This window comes from Pseudomonas chlororaphis (assembly GCF_001921865.1).
In the GTDB taxonomy this organism is placed as follows: domain Bacteria; phylum Pseudomonadota; class Gammaproteobacteria; order Pseudomonadales; family Pseudomonadaceae; genus Aquipseudomonas; species Aquipseudomonas chlororaphis_D.
Map to the genome: position 1 here is coordinate 56,781 of NZ_MSCT01000010.1, position 17,551 is coordinate 74,331.

The 17,551-nt window shown below is 60.5% G+C and carries 13 protein-coding genes and 3 pseudogenes; 8 read left to right on the forward strand and 8 right to left on the reverse strand.

All coding sequences use genetic code 11. From position 1 onward, the window contains the following. Positions 1-5 precede the first annotated feature (5 nt). Both BTN82_RS12705 and BTN82_RS12710 read right to left on the reverse strand, forming a co-directional pair. Entirely contained in the window at positions 6-1,520 is a 1,515-nt protein-coding gene (locus tag BTN82_RS12705; protein ID WP_075119461.1) for a flavin-containing monooxygenase, read from the reverse strand. 13 nt (positions 1,521-1,533) lie between these two features. Next, positions 1,534-2,403 (reverse strand): alpha/beta fold hydrolase, encoded by an 870-nt coding sequence (locus BTN82_RS12710; protein WP_075119462.1) that lies wholly within the window; start codon positions 2,401-2,403, stop codon positions 1,534-1,536. A gap of 415 nt (positions 2,404-2,818) precedes the next feature. Between BTN82_RS12710 and BTN82_RS12715 the strand changes: the two genes are divergently transcribed. From BTN82_RS12715 to BTN82_RS12745, 8 genes and pseudogenes are all read left to right on the forward strand, one after another. Then, positions 2,819-3,802, forward strand: coding sequence for an AraC family transcriptional regulator (locus tag BTN82_RS12715; protein ID WP_186828388.1), 984 nt, complete (start codon positions 2,819-2,821; stop codon positions 3,800-3,802). Between the two features lie 100 nt (positions 3,803-3,902). After that, positions 3,903-3,986, forward strand: a pseudogene (locus BTN82_RS31520) (dihydrofolate reductase); the annotation flags it as partial. 365 nt (positions 3,987-4,351) lie between these two features. After that, positions 4,352-5,668 carry a GTPase-associated system all-helical protein GASH gene (locus BTN82_RS12725; RefSeq protein WP_075119465.1) on the forward strand — a complete coding sequence of 439 codons (1,317 nt, stop codon included), beginning with the start codon at positions 4,352-4,354 and terminating at the stop codon, positions 5,666-5,668. A 209-nt stretch (positions 5,669-5,877) separates the two neighbouring features. Further along, the gene (locus tag BTN82_RS12730) at positions 5,878-6,621 is read left to right on the forward strand and encodes a TRAFAC clade GTPase domain-containing protein (RefSeq protein ID WP_261792962.1); all 744 of its coding nucleotides are present in this window, start codon (positions 5,878-5,880) and stop codon (positions 6,619-6,621) included. Between the two features lie 2 nt (positions 6,622-6,623). Next, complete coding sequence (locus BTN82_RS12735) at positions 6,624-7,481, forward strand: hypothetical protein (protein ID WP_075119467.1); 858 nt, start codon at positions 6,624-6,626, stop codon at positions 7,479-7,481. Positions 7,482-7,485: 4 nt separating this feature from the next. Further along, positions 7,486-7,773, forward strand: a pseudogene (locus BTN82_RS31865) (hypothetical protein); the annotation flags it as partial. A gap of 372 nt (positions 7,774-8,145) precedes the next feature. Further along, on the forward strand, positions 8,146-9,945 hold the full coding sequence (locus tag BTN82_RS12740; RefSeq protein ID WP_081375462.1) for an effector-associated domain EAD1-containing protein: 1,800 nt from the start codon (positions 8,146-8,148) through the stop codon (positions 9,943-9,945). 31 nt (positions 9,946-9,976) lie between these two features. Then, on the forward strand, positions 9,977-11,077 hold the full coding sequence (locus BTN82_RS12745; protein ID WP_075119469.1) for a caspase family protein: 1,101 nt from the start codon (positions 9,977-9,979) through the stop codon (positions 11,075-11,077). A gap of 125 nt (positions 11,078-11,202) precedes the next feature. On the opposite strand, the pseudogene BTN82_RS31525 reads toward BTN82_RS12745, so the two are convergent. The 6 genes and pseudogenes from BTN82_RS31525 to BTN82_RS12775 form a co-directional block, all read right to left on the reverse strand. Next, positions 11,203-11,361 (reverse strand): annotated as a pseudogene (locus BTN82_RS31525) (integrase); the annotation flags it as partial. Between the two features lie 131 nt (positions 11,362-11,492). After that, on the reverse strand, positions 11,493-12,005 hold the full coding sequence (locus BTN82_RS12755) for a nuclear transport factor 2 family protein (protein ID WP_075119470.1): 513 nt from the start codon (positions 12,003-12,005) through the stop codon (positions 11,493-11,495). Positions 12,006-12,151: 146 nt separating this feature from the next. Continuing rightward, positions 12,152-13,144 carry an amidohydrolase family protein gene (locus BTN82_RS12760; protein ID WP_075119471.1) on the reverse strand — a complete coding sequence of 331 codons (993 nt, stop codon included), beginning with the start codon at positions 13,142-13,144 and terminating at the stop codon, positions 12,152-12,154. Positions 13,145-13,193: 49 nt separating this feature from the next. After that, a complete protein-coding gene (locus BTN82_RS12765; RefSeq protein ID WP_075119472.1) occupies positions 13,194-14,648 on the reverse strand; it encodes an aldehyde dehydrogenase family protein in 1,455 nt (484 codons plus the stop codon). A 16-nt stretch (positions 14,649-14,664) separates the two neighbouring features. After that, on the reverse strand, positions 14,665-16,314 hold the full coding sequence (locus tag BTN82_RS12770; RefSeq protein WP_075119473.1) for a GMC family oxidoreductase: 1,650 nt from the start codon (positions 16,312-16,314) through the stop codon (positions 14,665-14,667). Between the two features lie 129 nt (positions 16,315-16,443). Then, on the reverse strand, positions 16,444-17,385 hold the full coding sequence (locus BTN82_RS12775) for a LysR family transcriptional regulator (protein WP_075119474.1): 942 nt from the start codon (positions 17,383-17,385) through the stop codon (positions 16,444-16,446). Positions 17,386-17,551 lie beyond the last annotated feature (166 nt).

Below are 17,551 nucleotides of genomic sequence, written 5' to 3' on the forward strand. Positions count from 1 at the left end.
GGCGATCACCCTGCCTGGCGGGTCGCTACAGTCGGTGATCCGGTATAGGGCGTTGGGTCGAACCGACCGTTGCGATGGCGAAAGTCGTGGGCAAAGTTGGGCCACACCAACGTTAACCGTCCGCTACGAGGGTCGACATACCAGCTCTTGCAGCCTTCGCTGAGCCACACCGTGCCTTCTGCCAGCTCCTGCATGCGATTGACGTACTCGGCTTGGGCATGCGCGGACACTTCCATGACCTGCTGGCCTGACTGTTTCGCCCAATCGAGCGCTCCCAGGATGTAATCGACCTGAGCCTCGATGATGTAGACGATCGAGTTATGCCCCAAGCCGGTATTAGGGCCATTGACCATGAACAGGTTGGGAAAACCGTGGACGGTGGTGGAGGCGAACGCTTCCATTCCCTGGGCCCAGGCCTGGGAAAGGGGCTGCCCGTCGTGCCCTCTGATCAGCGCCGCGTAGGGTGGTTGTGCGGTCTCGAAACCGGTGCAGAAGATCAGCATATCGAGATCATGGGACGCGCCGCTGGCGGCGACCGCCTTGCCGTGTTCGACCTTGGCCAGCGCCGATGCCTCGAGTTGGACATTGTCCCGGAGGAAGGTCGGGTAGTAGGTATTGGAGATGAGCACCCGCTTGCAGCCTACCGTGTAATCGGGCGTCAGTTTGGCCCTCAGTGCTTCGTCAGGTACCTGGCGTTCCAGATGAGCCCGGGCGATGTGCCTGGTTTCCGCGAGATAGCGCGGTACGGCGCGGCGCGATGCAAAGGTCGACTCCAGGTACCAGAACAGTTCGTTGCGGTGTTCGCGCATCGTTGACGGGTCGCGCTGGAATACACGTCGCTCGACATCGGAGTAGGGCCGATCGACCCGAGGAATGACATAGGGCGGCGTACGCTGGAACACCACCAGGTGCTCCGCGTCCTTGGCCAGTTCCGGCACAATCTGCAGCGCCGAGGCGCCAGACCCCACAATGCCGATGCGCTTGCCCCGTGTCTGCGCCTCGTGAGGCCAGCGCGCCGAGTGAAAGACCTCGCCCTTGAATGCCTCCAGCCCGGGAATGTTCGGCAGGCTCTCGTCAGCCAGGTGCCCGGTACCGGTGATCAAATAGCGGCACGCGAGTTCGCCCCGCGAGGTGTGGATTTTCCACACCTTGTCGGTTTGATCCCAGATCGCGTCTTCGACATTGGTCGAGAAGCTGATGTGCGGGAGCAGGCCCTCGTCGTGGGCGGTTTCTTTCAGATAGGCCAGGATTTCCGGGCCCGGCGAAAAGAGGCTCGACCAGTGCGGATTCGGTCGGAACGAAAACGAGTAGAGGTGCGAGGGCACATCGCAGGCCGCGCCGGGGTAGGTATTGTCGCGCCAGGTTCCGCCGATGCCGCCGGCGCGCTCGACGATGATGAAATCGTGATGGCCATGGCGCTTGAGCTGGGCGCCCATGGCCAGCCCGGCGAAACCGGTACCGATGATGACGATCTCGGTGAACGGCGGCGGGGGCGGGGGTATCTGTGTCGATTGAGTCATGGGCATGGGTCCTTCAAGGGTATTGCGCAGGGAGGATGCTGCCAGCCGGATAGCGCGTCGGCATTTCGTTGAATTGATCGATGATCTGGCAAAGCTGAGCGGGCCGTTCGTAAACCACGGCATGGCCGGATTCGATTTCGACGAAACGGGCGTCGATGATGGATCCGAACAGCCTCTTGCTGTGTTGGATCGGCACCATGGTGTCGTACGTGCACCCGACGATCAGGGTCGTTGCCTGAATGTTTCCGATCGACGCCGTAAGGTCGATCGAGCGGTTCAACGCCATCTGCAGTTCGTCGAATTCGCCGGGGTTGATCGCCGCCAGCATCGTCGTGATCTGCGCCGGGGTCGCGTAGTTGAAGAAGCGTGGGCTGAACCCGCAATAGGCCGTGAATTCGCGTATGGCCGGCAGCTTGGCTTGATACAGCTGGCGCCACACTGCATTGCGCAGCTCTTGTTGTGGGTCGGTCTTGACCCAGCCGGCGACCAACACCAGGTTGCCGACAAGGTCTGGTCGATGCGCGGCGACACTGGCCGCCGCTACCGCCCCGAGCGAGTAACCCACCAGGGTGACCGGTACACCCGGCAGCACCTTGTCGATGATGCCGACGATTTGCGCTTCAAGGTCGGCGAGCGTCAGTTCGTCCTGCTCAAGCGGGCGGGTGAAGTTCAACGCCACTACGCGTTGATTGAGTTCGAGCATGGGAAACAGGAAACCGAAATGGCTGCTCGCGCTGCCGCCCGTGCCGTGAACCAGGACAATAGGGGGACGCTCGGCCGTGACGTTGGTGGTCGCCTTGCCGGAGTCGTAACACGTCACCTCGACATTGCCGATGACGACGGTGTTCTTGACCGCATTCTTCGAGATACTGATCTCGCTCATACCTTGCCCTCTATGACACGCGACAACCGTCGGGCAGTAGCACTGCCTCCGTGGATCGCGTTATGCCTACCCAGCCAATCGGCGCCGTTGCCTCTTCAGTCGTTGCCACAAACACGATCATCCGGACACGACTGTTGCTCTGTTCTCTCTGCCAGGAGAGTCGCGCAAGCGTTCGACGTTAGTGCGCAAGCTGCCGGTCTGAGTGTAATGTCGGGGGCGAGCGAGAAAAGGTCATTACGGGCCGTGCACCAGTCACTTCATGACAACCCGAATGGCGCCCTGCCTGCTACCTGCGGTTTCAGGCAAGGGCGTCCTCCCATGGCGCTGTGTTTCCAGGATCAAGACGATGCGAGAAGAGAGGGCAGTGCGACGCTCGATACCCCACGTGGAGCCGTGCCCGTTCGGGCCGCAGAGAGTGGCCGCCATCGTGGCGACCCTGGCTGAGGACGGCATAGCGCCGGCAGCTGTGCTCGCCAATAGCGGCCTTGAGGAGGCCGAAATGCGCGACCCGGCGACCCGAGTTTCGTTTCGCCAGGTGACCGCCGTGTTTCGCAATGCGGCGCGCTTGGCAACCGACCCTGCTTCGGCATTGCGTGCCGGCGCGCGGATGGGCCTGACTGCGTATGGCATGTACGGATACGGCCTGCTCAGCAGCCCGACATCCTCGGCGCAGATCGAGTTCGCGATAAAATACAACCGCGTCCTGGGGACCCCGGCCGGCCCCGTCGCCTACGTCCGCGAGGCGAACATGGGCATCTACACCTATGACGTGCTGATCGCCTCGGACCCCACCAGCGACCTCTACCGTTTTGCGCTCGAGTTTGCCTATTCGGCAAAGCTGACATTGGGTCGCGATTTATGCGGGAGCGAGTTTTTGTTTGATGGCCTGCGGGCTGCGTGCCCCGAACCCGCCCATGCCAGCCTGTACCGGGAATGGTTCAGGTGCCCCGTGGAGTTCGACTGTCCAAGCAACGAGGTTCTGGTCGATAGGCGTTGGTCCGAATTCACCGCGCGCATGCCGGACCCCTTCACCCATGAAAGCGTGCGCAGCCTCTGCCACCAGCTCTTGGTCGATCTCGACCATTCAGGCGGAATGGCCTCGCTGGTACGGCGCACGCTCGTTGAGCGAATGCCTTGGAGATTTCCCACGGTCGATACCATGGCCAATGAGCTCTCGGTGCACCCGCGGGCGCTGCGCCGGCTGCTTGAGCACGAAGGCACAACCTATAAGGACTTGCTGGCCGATGTGCGCTGCAGGCTGGCAATCGAGTACCTGCGCAACACCAGGATAACCACCGAAGAAATCGCCAGCCGCCTGGGCTATAGCGACGCCGCGAACTTCAGGCGTGCCTTCAGCCAGTGGACCGGCAAGACGCCGAGTGAGTATCGGGGCATGTGAGTGGCTTCGGGCTTCAAGGCGTTACGGTCTTGGGCGGCTTTTGTAACTGCTGGCAGTGCGGTGGGGTGGGGGGCTTCGATTGCCTGAGCAAGGTTTATTGCAACCGTTCGACTTGCTGCTGGGGCGGCGTACCTACGACCTATTCGCCGGGTATTGGCCGCATATACAGGCCGGTTCAAGCAACCAGTACGGCTGGTGGAGTGCTGGTTGCCTGTTACTTTCGGAGCCTGAGAGAGTAGAAGCTTCTGGGTGTTCGTTTAGGGAGGAAGCGACCGGTTGTAACTGACTGCTAACGGCCAGAAGCGGTCCGTCATATTTTCATCGCTCTGACTTTTGTTATCGGGCCCAAGCGCGAAATTCTCGCTCTTTGACCAAAGAAGCAGCTGGAGATGGGTAAGCTAGGCGCTAAGACAGTTATGCATATGTGCTAGGGGCGCCTAGGTCAAGATGATGTCCAATTGCTCTCACCGCTGCTGGGGATTTAGTATAGGTGTAGTCCTCCGCCCATTGGTGGCTGAGGCCCTGATCAAGGAAGAGATTCAGCCTGTTATGAGTGACCAAATCCTAATTCGTTTTCTGGGTGCAGGGCTGATTGACGTAGGTGGCGATGATGCCAAGCTCGCGAAGCTCACAGAGACTGCTTCCGATCTAGCTGCTACGTTAAAAAAGATGCCATCCAAGACCTCCCAGTTTGCCCTGATTGCCTTTGATCCTGCATCACCCGAGGAGGATCCAGTCATCACAGAGGTGTGTGATGCGCTCAGGAAGCGGTGGCCGACCTACATCAACACCTTTTCCGGTACGCCCATGATGGTGCTGCGGGCTCTGCTGCTCGATGCGCTCGTTCAGGCTGCTAGCGACGAAAGGGTAGGTATTGCGTTTGTCGCTTCAGCTCGCAATGTACTGCCCTTTATCGAAGCCGGTAACGAGCAAAAGATCTGGGTAGAGGCTGTGCTGGAGATTGAGAGCCGAGTTGACGCTCGCGCCGAGGCAGAGTGGGCGACCCCAGACACTATCAATGCCCCCGATTTGAACTACTCTGCACTGCCTGCGGTTGAACTCTCCGCTCAGGCTCTGACTATCGATACAGAAAGCCTAACTGCCAATTTACACGCAGCAGCGGCACCTAGCGGGGTCGGTCAAAACAAAAACCGCTATTGGTCGCACAACGATCCTCAGAATTGGGCGACCGATTTTGGACGTTTGGCTGCCAAAGCGATAGCCGAAGCTATAGATGCCGCCAGTGAGGATGCTCAGGGCACCCCGGTAGATATTTCCGGGCCGCTAAAGGCGCTGTCACAAGCAGTGGCAACACATGTTGCAGATACACTGAGGCTAGTAAGTGCGTCAACGGCGGGTCTGCAGCGAAGAACAAACCTGATTTGGTGGAAAGAGACCCTTTACTCGCCCAGCGCTCGCGTCAGCTATCGCGCACTTCCGGTATCGACTGTGGGGGCACTAATGGCTTTCGACTTGTATCAACAGGTACCCTCCTTCTCACCAGTCAGTGTTGCCGCTTTTCTCAGCGAGACCATATTGAGCCTGGCCTCCGTTGATCCGGAGAAAAAGCAGACTATACGTGAGCTCGTTGGTGAGGCTGTCGAATCAGCAGAGCTGAGTCCATTGCGGGTGGTTGCGCGTAAGCTCGTTCCACAGCTTAATGGGCGAGGTCCCATTTTGGGCTTGCTTGCGGAACAACAGGGTAAGTTTGCGATAGACGACGCTCAGTTCCGTGAGAAGGTCGGTGTACCCGCTGAGGCGGTCCTGACCATCCCAGAATGGGCCGCTTGGATTTTCAGGGAGTTGCAGGCTGCTCGGGCTACGCAAGAGGTTGTGAAGGCTAAGAAGCCTGGAAGTAAAGCCTGATGAGTGCTTGCTCGCGCCCTTCATGTTTTGCCCCTGATTGTAGTTGCGACTTGGGCTTTGTGAACCACACCAAATGCCCCAGTTGGGGGGCAGGGGGCGAGGAGGTCTCAGCATCCTCGGTGGTGGACGCGAATAGCTTGCTGCTTCCTTGGTCGGGAAGTGCGCTGGGTCTCTCCGATTTGAGCTTTGTCGCAGGCCCAGGAAAGCCAATGGTCGTCGGGGTGGTAGGGCCGCAGAACGCTGGAAAGACTACGTTGCTCGCGGCTTGGTACCTGCTTATCGGGCGCGGTCTGGCTTGCTCTGAGAAACGTCGCTTTGCCGGCTCCTTTTCATTAGCAGGTTGGGAAGCGCTGGCGGGTTCGCTACGATGGAGTCCAGGTAATCCCCCTAATTTTCCACCGCATACCTCCAGCCGAGGCGGCAGAGCTCCGGGGCTTTTACATACTTCATTTAGAGGTGGCTCAGGTGATGTTCGCAGCTACCTATTTACCGATGCCCCGGGCGAATGGTTCCAAAAATGGTCCATGAACCGTGATGCGCCTGATGCCCAGGGTGCGCGCTGGGTGGCAGAGCATGCGGATATGTTCTTGCTGATTGCAGATCGCCAAGCACTTGCTGGAGAGAACAAAGGATCAGCACGTAGTGCCCTTCAGGTATTGTCTCGCAGACTGGCAGCAGAGCGTGCTGACCGCCCAGTTGCGATCGTTTGGACCAAAGCTGATGTTTCCATCGCGCCAGAAATTGAAACGGCTGTCCGCGATGCGGTACTGAAGTTAATGCCTGATACTCGTGAGTTTTTGGTCAGCATCTCTGGCTCGGGTGATGACCATAACAAGGGGCAGGGGCTTCTCGAACTGCTCGACTGGGCTCTTGATATCCGGAGAACTCGCCTTTCCTTGCCGCCGCCCCAAGCGGCTAGCTCGGATCTTCTGTTCATGTTTGGGGTGAAGTAGCCATGAGCGTTAGTGATAACTCGATCCTGCTCATCGGTGAGTCAGGTGTCGGCAAAACCCACTATGGTGCCCAGCTTTTAAACCGTTTAATGAATGGTGCTGGCAAGTTACGGATGGATGGGGCTGCGACGAATCTTCAGCCTTTCGAGTCCGCTATGGGGCGCCTTAACGAGGGGCTTACTGCGGATCACACGCCTACCACCACTTACGTTGATAGCCTTTGGCCAATCAGTGACGAAAACGGACTGAGGGCCGAGCTGGTATGGCCGGACTACGGCGGTGAGCAGATTAAGACCATGTCCTCAACCAGGCAAATTCCTGCTGCCTGGCGCGATCGTGTCGTGGTCTCACCGGCCTGGCTACTGCTGGTTCGCCTTCAGCAAACTCGGGTGAGTGATGACATCTTTTCCCGCCCGCTGAACGATATCACCAGTGTAAGCGTTGATAATCGAGAGGTGCAGGTCTCCGATCAGGCGCGCCTAATCGAGTTGCTGCAGATGCTGATTTATATTCGGAATGAAAGCACCTCCAAGCCGCTGGCTAGCCCTCGCTTAGGCGTACTTTTAAGCTGCTGGGATGAGCTAGGTACTGATGAGCTCAATCAACCACCTGCGCAAGTCTTGGAGCGCAGGCTACCTATGTTCTCCAGCTTCATCCAAAGTCTTTGGGCTGAGCCTTTGGTGCTAGGCCTTTCCGCATTGGGGCGAGCGCTCGCGCCCAATAGCAGTGACATGGACTACGTTGTTCAAGGTCCTGAACACTTTGGCTATGTGGTGTTGCCTGATGGACAGCACACTCCAGATCTCACTCAACCGATCCAATCTCTCTTAGCAGCAAGTGCTCTAAAAGTGGCAGGGTAATGCTTTGATAGTTGAACAGGCCGTATTTGGTGAAGCTCTTGGCGGGCACGCGCTTCGGTTGGCCAGTGATGCCTCGCTCATTCCTCCGGAGCTAGCGGCCCGTCTAGACCTACCTGATACAGCGCCGCCGGGAGTCGTATGGTCTCCTTACGTAAGCGGCTTTGCCCTCGGCGATTGGTATGTGTTGGCGCGAATCTTTGCAGACCCTTCTGCAAGCCGGCCTGGAATGGTCATCTCGCATGCCGTCCTCGCTCCGCTTCAGGAAATGCTCTGCTGGAGTGATCTTAGACCGCTGTTTGGGCTTCTTATTAACTCACCCAAGCCTCCGGATGTGCTCACCTCGATAGAGTTGTCGCCCTCACAAGCAGTGCAGAGAGCTACGTCGGACTTGATTGCTACGGCACAAGCGCTGGTTACTCGTGGCAAAGGACCCGTTGTGAGGATTGGTCTTAACGGTTACGAGGAGTTGATAACGGCTCTGTGGGCTAACTGCTGGCCAGCCATCCGCATCCGCTTTGCTTTTCGGCTCAGCTTTGGGCCGCATGATGTTGTTGAGTTACCAGAGCCTACAATTGTGTGTTCACCTTCAGTGCTAGCTGCACGGTGGGGCGGACATCGCATCGTGGGGGGCGATAACTCGGGGCCCTTGACGCGTGCTGCAGCCATGCTCAGTGACAATACTGAGGCCGCCCCCATCCTGCGTTATGCTCAGGAAATTGGCGCTCAGGTTACACATTTCGCGGATCTGCCCATGCTTGAGCGTGTCTTCGATGCCAGCATCTCGATAAGCTCGACTTTTGAGCAGTGCTTAGCAACCATTCGATTGATAGAAAGGCTGTCCCCAGAGAGTTCGATTGGGACAGCGTCAAAAGAAGTAGTGATCGAGAAGTTTTTGCTGCAGCTAGGCAATGCGACCGTAGCGCAGGTCTTGCAGCTGCGAAACCTAAATGCAGACGGCTTTGCTTCATCAAGCAAGGTCTGGGCTGCTCTAGAGTCCTGGGCCGCAAAGAAGAGGTTCGAGCCCCACGAAGATACGCAGATGCTATCCGCTATCAAGGATGCGCTGTCCGCGCCGGATGCGCTGAAGCCCTGGCGTAAGGCGATTATCGCCGGTATCTACGCGGCCTCACGTACGACTGCTAGTGAGTTCCCGGCTGCGTTCTGGCGCTGGGTAGTGGAGGGCGGTGACATCCTACAGGTTCTTTCCAAGCATTTACCTGTGGACGTTGCGTTGGAGGATCGGCTCGTCAATGCCGCGCCAAGGAGGGTGACTGAGGCTGTTGGTGATGTAGTGATGCGAATTGCCAAACAAAAGCAGTGGTATGCGCTTCACGGCGCGGCGGCAGGGGCGTGTCTTGACGTGAGGGCTGCAGTCGAACGCCAGCTTTCGGTCGATGTAGCTGTGGAGTATCTCGACGGTCTTCAGGCAGTTTTACGTCCTGTAGTCTCCGCGCAGTTGCTTGAGGTGGCTCTGAGTGTGGAGGAACCGCGACTACTGCTCATTGCTGCTGAGCGGGTCGCTAAGAGCCCCAAACTCCTGAACGACGTCAACATTGCTGAAGCTCGAGTACAAGAGCTTTGGCTCAGGACGTTAGAGCTCAATGCGACCGCATGGGACGGGCTGCGAGAGCCACGCGAGGCATTCTTCTGCCTTCTGACGAATCTGTTGGAGGGGCGGGCAGCTAACCGTCAGCTGATTACCACGCTTTCCACTACACCTCTGGCCGATCTTAGCGAGTATCCGAGGCTGGCGGAGGTGTGGGGACGAGTGCATGAGCCCGCTCTTGATAATTTACTGCGTGCGACTAGTTTGGGTTGGCTCAAGAGTGTTTGGGAGGGGCGTATTTCCACTCCCGATGCACGACTTCAAGCATTCATGCTCGCTGGCTCTGAGCTGTATCTCGCGCTTGAGGGGCAGACGCCTCCTGGATACTGCATTCAGATCATGGCGATCTTGCATCAGTTCAACGAGTCGAGAATGATTTGGTGGCTCGATGTCTGGTCCAAGTCGCGAAATGTATTGTCAAGATCGGAGGCTGAAGCGCTTGGTCACCTTATCTTGAAGAGAAATTGGACCAAGGCCGCTGATACACTGTTTAAGTTTCGCTTAAGCCGCAGCGATATCTGGCCCGCCTTGAGCCTCTGTGCCGACCTACTGGGAACGATCAATCGCTGGAGAATTCGGTTATCGTCGCGCTCGGCGCAGGATGACTGGGACTGCCTTGAGGCGGTGGCCGTAGACATGTATCCAGAAGGGCCAGATCACGAAGAGCTTTGGAGTCGTGCGGGCGGTCGTAATGCTGATCTACAGCACAGCGGAAGCGGGCGAAGTCGTTGGCACCACGCGCTTGCCCAAATTAAGAATGGAAAGGGACCGCACGTCAAAAACCTGCTGAGAGAGATGCGGCGTGAGTATTCGTCGAATGAGCTTCTCAGAGAGTTAGATAATGACGCCCATTTTTAATGGTGCCAACTAATGCAGCAATGGAGTAAGGATGAATACGCGAGAGGTAATCGAGGTGGATGAGAAAACACCTTTTGCGGGTTGGCATGCGTTAGTCGTTGCTGTAGCAAATTATGCGCAGGTCCCTGTGCTACCGCGATCGATTCTCAATGACGCCCAAGATGTTGTTTCCACGCTAACTTCTGCTGCTCACTGCGGTTATGCGCAGCAGAACGTCAAGCTGCTACTGGACACACAGGCGACACTGGACGCGATCCGTCAGGAACTCGACGCGCTGGCGGCACGCGCTCAACCGAGCGATACCGTTCTGATTTTTTTCTCAGGCCATGGTGCCCGTCTGGGTGATGAAAGCGCCTTGGTTCCCGTTGATTGCGATACGCACCGTGTCGCTCAAACTACATTACTGGAGCAAGAGTTCTCCACTGCGCTTGCCCGTATTAAGGCTGAGCGTTTGGTTGTTCTGATTGACGCGTGCCATGCAGGCGCCGCCGCGAGCTTTAAGAGCATCGGCGCTACGCTGGATCTTGGCTTCAATGAGAAATCACTGAACCAATTGGCTCAAGGCACCGGGCGCGTAATGATCGCGTCGTCTAGGGCGACTGAGTACTCCTATGCTTTGGGGGGAGCGCGCAACAGTCTCTTTACAGAACATTTGCTAGGGGCTTTAAGGGGGGGGGCACGTACTCAAGGCGATGGGCTGATACGTGTTTTTGAGGTATTTAATTACGTCAGCGAAAGAGTGCGTCATGCCATGCCAGGCCAGCAGCATCCGATCTTCAAAGCGAGCGATTTGGAAGATAATTTTCCGATTGCGCTTGAGCTTGGAGGAGTAAAACGCCTCGATGCTACGTCTGCGGTAGCAGATAGCGGCAAGGTGTGGCGCCAACTCGAAGAAATACTATCGGACCTGTATCCGGCAGGACCTCAGGATCAGGAACTCTGGCTGCGTGCCGGTGGCGATATTTCCCGGTTACGCTTAGGGGGTTCCGGCCGTGCTACCTGGTTCGCTGCGCTGCGCACGCTTAGACAAGGTGGTGGTGGAGCTGAAATAAATCAAAACTCCTTAATCGACTCGGCTTTGCAGGATTTTCCACATCACCAAGAGCTAAAGAATCTTGCCAACGGCAGCTAATGGCCGTTGCTGCCGGATACAACTGGCAGTTATTGGCCGAGAGCTGCACGTCGTGAAGGGCAGCACTCAGTTTTAAGTGAGCGGTTGAGAGCGCTCGTGAACGAATTTAACCGATTGTTTTGGGTTCATCTTGTAGGTTTCACGATCTCGCCAACGCGTCGATAAACTGTTTCTGTTATGCGTTTATCGGTATGTCCAAGCAGTCGGCTAGCATGACCAAGATCGTCAATCTCACTGGCTGCCTTCGGACGGATATCCCTGAACTGGAACTGTCGGATGCTGGAAGTGAATCGCCGGCGACAGCAATCGCCTAGTGTCCGCTTTTGGCCGAAAACAGCCTTTCATGGATGGCTGCTTCCGACCAAAAGCCCACACTAAAAACCTCAACCAAACGATCAAAAACTCAAAACCAACCTCACTTCACCCCCACCCCAAACACCTCCCCACCCTTAGTCGACTGAATCACCCATTCCCCACTCACCCGAAACGACTTGGCTGAGGCGTACGTGTCTTCCATAAACTGGAAATAAACAATCTTCCCATCGACGACCCTGGCAAGAATCGAGAACGGCGAGGTAAAGCGATTACCCACCCCGACCGAGGTGTAGGTAAAACTACCGAAGACCGCGACTTTTTCGCCTTCGCTGAAGATATCGGTGACCGCGAAGTCGTTGATGTCCCAGTAGGTGCCGACGTTGGAGAAGGTGTCGATGTAGATCTGCCGGCCTTTGCGGGTGCCGGCCCAGGGTTCGATCTGTTGCAGTTCGGGGTTGTCGAAGTTCAGGGAGACGTAGGTGGCGTCTTCGCTGACCAGTCGGGCGGCGGCGTGGGCGACGCTGTCCTTGCCGCTGTTGGCCAGGAAGGCGCTGACGACGTCGATCGGGGCTTTGGTTTTTTCTGCTGTTTCGATTACGGCGAGGTTGGCCATTTTGTTTCCTGCTTATTGAGTGTTTCAGGGGGAATTGAAGGGCGTGCGGTGTCGCTTCTTGCAGTCTGGAACGTGGCGTCGTGGATCTTTTCGATGCCAGTCGATCGCGGGTACCCGGGGCCCCCCGGATACCCGCGTGTGCCTCTCTACAAAGCGAACAACCGCTGCGCATTGCCGCGGCCGATTTTCTCCCGGTCGTTTTCGCTGATCAGCGCCTGGTCGAACCATTGGCTGGCGGTGTCCATGCTTTCGTATGGGTAGTCCGCGGAGAACAGCACGCGGTCGACGCCGATTTCGCTGATGGCGTCCAGCAGGCCCTTGGTGTGGAAGTGGCCGGCGGTGGTCAGGTAGAAGTTGTGGCTGAAGTAGTGGCTGACCGGTTTTTGCGCCTGGCCCAGGCCTTCGCCTTCGCGCTGCATGTGCAGGCGGTGTTCCAGGCGCGGCAGCATCAGCGGCAGGCCTTCGGCGAGGTGGCCGAGGATGATGGTCAGGTTGGGGAAGCGGTCGAACAAGCCGCTGAGCATCAAGCGGATGGCGTGGGTCGCGGTCTCGTGGGCGAAGCCCCAGGCCGAGCCGATCAGCGACGGGTAGCCTTCGTAGATCCGCCGTTGGCTCGGCAACGCCTCGCGCGGGTGCAGGTAGACCGGCACATTGAGTGCCGCCACCCGTTCCCAGAATTCCCAGACCGGCGCTTCGTCGAGGTACTGCGCGGTGTCGGCGTTGCCGATGTTGGTGTAGCCGTTGATCAGGGCGCCGACCATGCCGTACTCCTTGACCGCGCGTTCCAGCTCGTCGGCCGCGGCCCGGGGCGATTGCAGGGCGACGGTGGCGAAGGCCTTGAAACGCTGCGGGTGGCTGGCGATGAACTGTTCGGCGATCTGGTCGTTGGTGCGCTGGGCGAAGGACACCGCCTGGCGCGTGTCGAGAATCGACTGGGCGCCGGGGGAGGTGAGGGAGAGGATCGCCGTGTCGATGCCGTTGCGATCCATGTCGGCGATGCGCTGTTCCGTGTCCAGCAGGCGTTTTTCCACATCCGCCATATAGGCCTGGCCGTTGCGCGCGGCTTCGCCGGAGGCGTCCCACAGGCTGTTGTTCAGTTCGGTACTGAGGTGTTCTTCAAGAACGATTTTGCCTTTCATGCTGTTGTGACCTCTTAACGGGATAAACCGGTAGGTGGCGCGCCGAGCCTCAGGACTCGGCCGTCGAAAGGGTGATGTGCTTGTATTCGATAAAGTCGTCGATGGCTGCGACGCCGTTCAGGCGGCCCAGGCCGGACTGGCGATAGCCGCCTTCCTCGAATTCGTCGTAGACCTTGGCCCAGTCGTTGATCCACAGGGTGCCGGCCTGCACCTTGCGCGCCACGCGCAGCGAACGTTTGAGGTCGCGGGTCCAGACGGCGGCGGCCAGGCCGAATTCGCTGTCGTTGGCCAGGGCCACGGCCTCGGCTTCGGTATCGAAGACCTGCAGGGTCAGCACCGGGCCGAAGGTTTCCTTCTGCACGATGTCCAGCTTCGAGTCGCTGACTTCCAGCAGGGTCGGGCGGTAGAAGGCGCCGTTGGCCAGTTCGCCCTCGGTGACCGGCCCGCCGCGCACGATGACCTTGGCGCCTGCCGCGATTGCCGCCTCCACCGTTTGATCGACCCGCTGCACGTTGGCCTTGTCGATCAACGGGCCCATGTCGCTGAGCGGGTCGGCGGCGGGGCCGACGCGCACCGCTTGCAGGCGCGCGGCCAGGCGCTCGCGCAACGGGTCGGCGATGCCGCGCTGCACCAGCAGCCGTGAGCCGGTCATGCAGAACTGCCCGGCGAACACGGTCAGGGCTTTTTCCAGCACCGGCAGGGCGGCGTCGAGGTCGGCGTCATTGAACACCAGGTGTGGGGTCTTGCCGCCCAGCTCCAGGCCGAAGCGCTTGAGCGACTGCGCGCCGACCGCGGAAATCGCCCGGCCGGTGGCGGACGAACCGGTGAAGCTGATGACCGGCACCTGGGGCGAGGCGATCAGGCGGCGCGAGCCTTCGCCGCCGGACTCGGTGAACAGGTTGATCACCCCGCGCGGCAACGACGGCGCCTCGGCCATGACCTTGGCCAGCAGGGCGTTGGTCTGTGCGGTCTGCGCGGGCATCTTGATCACTACGGTGGCGCCGGCGGCCAGGGCCGGCGCCAGCGAACGCACCATCAGCACCACCGGCGAGTTCCACGGCACGATGATCCCGGCCACGCCCATGGGTTCGCGCAGCACGATGGAGACTACGTCGGGGCGCGGGGTGCCGCTGTGGCCGCGCTCGGTGCGGGTCAGCGCCGCGTAGAAGCGCAGCTTGGAGGGCACCATGCTGACTTCGAAGCGGGCTTCGGGCTTGATCTTGCCGTTCTCCAGCGCCAGTTGCTCGATCAGCGCCTCGCTGTGGCGCTCGAAGGCGGCGGCCAGCTCGTCGAGGACCCGGGCGCGCAAGGCGTTGTCGTCGGTCCAGGCACTGTTGAAGGCGTGCACGGCGGCGGCGATGGCCGCGTCGGCCTCGGCGCCGCCGCCATCGGCGTAGTGGCCGATGACCTTGGAGGTGGCCGGGTCGATGGATTCGCCGTGCTGGGTCGAATCGACCCAGGCGCCGTCGATCCAGTGTTTGGCCAGGTGGGTGTGAGTCGTCATGGCAATGTTCTCCGGTTCAGCTGTAGCGCTGCGCGATGTGTTCGGCGGTGGCGATGGTGGTGATGTTGGTGGCGACCGAGATCGCATCGGGGAAGATCGAGGCATCGACCACGCGCAGGGCCTGCACGCCGTGCACCCGGCCTTCCAGGTCGACCACCACGCCGGGTTCGCCGGCCCGGCCCATGGGCGCGGTGGAGGTCGGGTGGTGGTAGGTGTCGAGGGTGGCCAGCATCGATTGCTCGATCTGTTGGTCGCTGGTGGCTTGCGCGCCCGGGTTCAGCTCGGAGTGGATCATGTCCCGCAGCGGGGCGCTCTGGCCGATCGTGCGCGCCAGCTTCACCCCTTCCAGCAGGCGGGCGCGGTCTTCGGCGCGGGCCAAAAAGTTCAGGTCGATCAGCGGCGCCTGGGCCGGGTCGCGGCTGGCCAGCTTGAGGCTGCCCACCGACAACGGGCGGGTCAGGGCCACGGCGAGGACGAAACCGACTTTGGTCGGGCTCTGGTCGTGGGGGAACAGGTGGGTGGCGGTGATGTGCAGGTCCAGGTCGCTGTTTTTCGCCGTGGAACTGTGGGTCCAGAGCTTGGCGCCGATGGCTGGGGACTGTTTGCCGATGCGCTCGGGGCGAGCGGCGTAGGCGTTGTAGTAGAACGGGTGGTCCTTGAGGCGCTGGCCCACCGGCAGGTCGGCCACCAGGGGGATCGACAGCGCCGCCAGGTCGTGGCGCGGGCCGATGCCGGAACGCAGGAGGATCGCCGCGCTGCCGTAGGTGCCGGCGCTCAGGATGACTTCGCCGGCGTGGATTTCCTCGCCGCTGGCCAGGCGCACGCCGATGGCGCGGTGGCCGTCGAACAGCACGTTATCCACCAGCACGTCGCCGCGGATCCGCAGGTTGCGCCGCGCCCGCACGGGTTCGTCGAGGTAGGCGATGCCGGTGTTGACCCGCACGCCGTCGACGATGTTCATCGGGTAGGGGCCGACGCCGTTGGCGTCCGGGCCGTCGAAATCCTCGACCAGGCGGTAGCCGTTGGCGACGGTTGCCTCGACGAACGCCCGTTGCATGGGGGTGACGTCCTTGAGGGTCAGCTGATGCACCGGCAATGGGCCGTCGTGGCCGTGCAGCTCGCTGGCGCCGGTGTTGCGGTGTTCCAGTTTCTTGAACGACGGCAGCAGTTCCTCGTAGGACCAGCCCGGCAGGTTCCAGTCCAGCAGGTCCTGTTTGCGGGCGCGGATCGCCACCGCGCCGTTGATCGCCGAGCTGCCGCCCAGCACCTTGCCGCGGATGGCGTGGATCGGGTGGCCGATGTAGCCGGGCTGGGTCTGGTAACCCCAGTCGCTGTTGGCATCGCCGCCGACGCTGTCGCTGCTGGCGATCACTTTCGGGTAGTCGCGGGTGCCGTAGACGTGGCCGGCTTCGAGCAGCAGCACATTGCGCTCGCTGCGTTCGCTCAAGCGCCGGGCCATCACCGCGCCCGCCGAACCGCCGCCGACGATCAAGACGTCGACGCGCTGGCCGGCCGCGCCCTTGCCGGTACCGCCGGCTTCTTGCGGCGCGGCGGCGAACACCGGGCCGGCGTCGAGCAGGGAGCCGAGTGCCAGGCTCGCCGAGCCGGCGATGGTCTGTGCCAGCAGTTTGCGGCGGGAAGGGTTTTCTGCTTCGTGGTGGTTCATCGCTCATCTCCCATGACAGGCGGGTGCTTGTCTGGGAGGTGAGGCTAAGGGCCGTCGTCGCTGAACGACAGCCACTGAAAAGTGAACCGAACGTTCAGAAAATCTTGACCCGACGCGGGGCCCGTGCGGTCAGGCGTTCGCGGGGGCGGCGATCAGGCCGCGGGCGATCAGGGCCGCATCCCAGGGCGCGGGGCGGCTGATTTCTTCGCTGAGAAACTCGATCAGCGTCAGGACCTTGGGCGGGGTTCGCAGGGTCTTGCGGTACACCGCCGAGATCTGCCCGCCGGACGGCGCGTAGTCGGCCAGCACCGACACCAGGCTGCCGTCGAGCAAGGCCTCGGCCGCCAGGAAACTCGGGAGGATCGCCAGGCCCAGGCCGGCCCGCGCGCCTTCGAGCAACTGATGCCCGGAGTCGGTGCGCATGCGCACGCGAATCCGGAACGAATGCTGCGCGCCGTCCAGGGGCAGGCTCCACATGCCGTTGGGTTCGCGGTTGTAGTAGATCAGCCCGTCGTGCTGCTGCAAGTCCCCGGGGTGTTCGGGCGTGCCGTGGCGCGCCAGGTAGTCGGGGCTGGCGCAGATCAGGTGGCGGTTCTCGGTCAACGGGCGGGCCACCAGGCAAGAATCGTTGAGCGCGCCGAGGCGGATGGCGACGTCGAAATGCCCGTCCTGCAGGCTGGCCAGTTTGTCCTGGGCCTCCGTGTCGACGCACAGTTGCGGGTAGCGCAGGGCGAAGCGCGCCAGCAACGGCGCCAGGTAACGCGGGGTGAAGGCCATTGGCGCGGCGATGCGCAGGGTGCCGTTCAGGCTGGCCTGGTTGTCTTGCACCGAGGTTTCGGCGCGCTCCAGCTCCAGCAGGATACGCAGGCTGTCGGCGTAGAACTGCTGGCCGGCCTCGGTCAGCCGCAACGGCCGGGCCCGGGTCAGCAGCACGCAACCCAGGCGCTTCTCCAGCTGTTGCATGCGCTGGCTGATCAGCGACTTGGTGGTGCCCAGGCGCCGCCCGGCCTCGGAAAAGCTCGCCGCTTCGACGACCGCGACAAAGGTGCTCATGTCTGAAAACTTATTCACCGCCACTCCTGTGGTCCGGGATTGAACAGGCCGAAAAGCGCGGCGCCGAAGGGCGCCGCACTCCCCAGTGGCCATAAGAGGCCGCTGCATCGGACAACGCAAGCGGCGAAAGTGCCATCGGCAGAATCGCCACCCCGGGCGGCAACGGTGGGGCTGTCGCGGGAGC

Bases quoted from the DNA above. Each gene is read 5' to 3' on its own strand.
- BTN82_RS12705 (WP_075119461.1), bottom strand. From the start codon at position 1,520: ATGACTCAATCGACACAGATACCCCCGCCCCCGCCGCCGTTCACCGAG.
- BTN82_RS12710 (WP_075119462.1), bottom strand. From the start codon at position 2,403: ATGAGCGAGATCAGTATCTCGAAGAATGCGGTCAAGAACACCGTCGTC.
- BTN82_RS12725 (WP_075119465.1), top strand. From the start codon at position 4,352: ATGAGTGACCAAATCCTAATTCGTTTTCTGGGTGCAGGGCTGATTGAC.
- BTN82_RS12730 (WP_261792962.1), top strand. From the start codon at position 5,878: ATGGTCGTCGGGGTGGTAGGGCCGCAGAACGCTGGAAAGACTACGTTG.
- BTN82_RS12735 (WP_075119467.1), top strand. From the start codon at position 6,624: ATGAGCGTTAGTGATAACTCGATCCTGCTCATCGGTGAGTCAGGTGTC.
- BTN82_RS12740 (WP_081375462.1), top strand. From the start codon at position 8,146: ATGCTCAGTGACAATACTGAGGCCGCCCCCATCCTGCGTTATGCTCAG.
- BTN82_RS12745 (WP_075119469.1), top strand. From the start codon at position 9,977: ATGAATACGCGAGAGGTAATCGAGGTGGATGAGAAAACACCTTTTGCG.
- BTN82_RS12755 (WP_075119470.1), bottom strand. From the start codon at position 12,005: ATGGCCAACCTCGCCGTAATCGAAACAGCAGAAAAAACCAAAGCCCCG.
- BTN82_RS12760 (WP_075119471.1), bottom strand. From the start codon at position 13,144: ATGAAAGGCAAAATCGTTCTTGAAGAACACCTCAGTACCGAACTGAAC.
- BTN82_RS12765 (WP_075119472.1), bottom strand. From the start codon at position 14,648: ATGACGACTCACACCCACCTGGCCAAACACTGGATCGACGGCGCCTGG.
- BTN82_RS12770 (WP_075119473.1), bottom strand. From the start codon at position 16,314: ATGAACCACCACGAAGCAGAAAACCCTTCCCGCCGCAAACTGCTGGCA.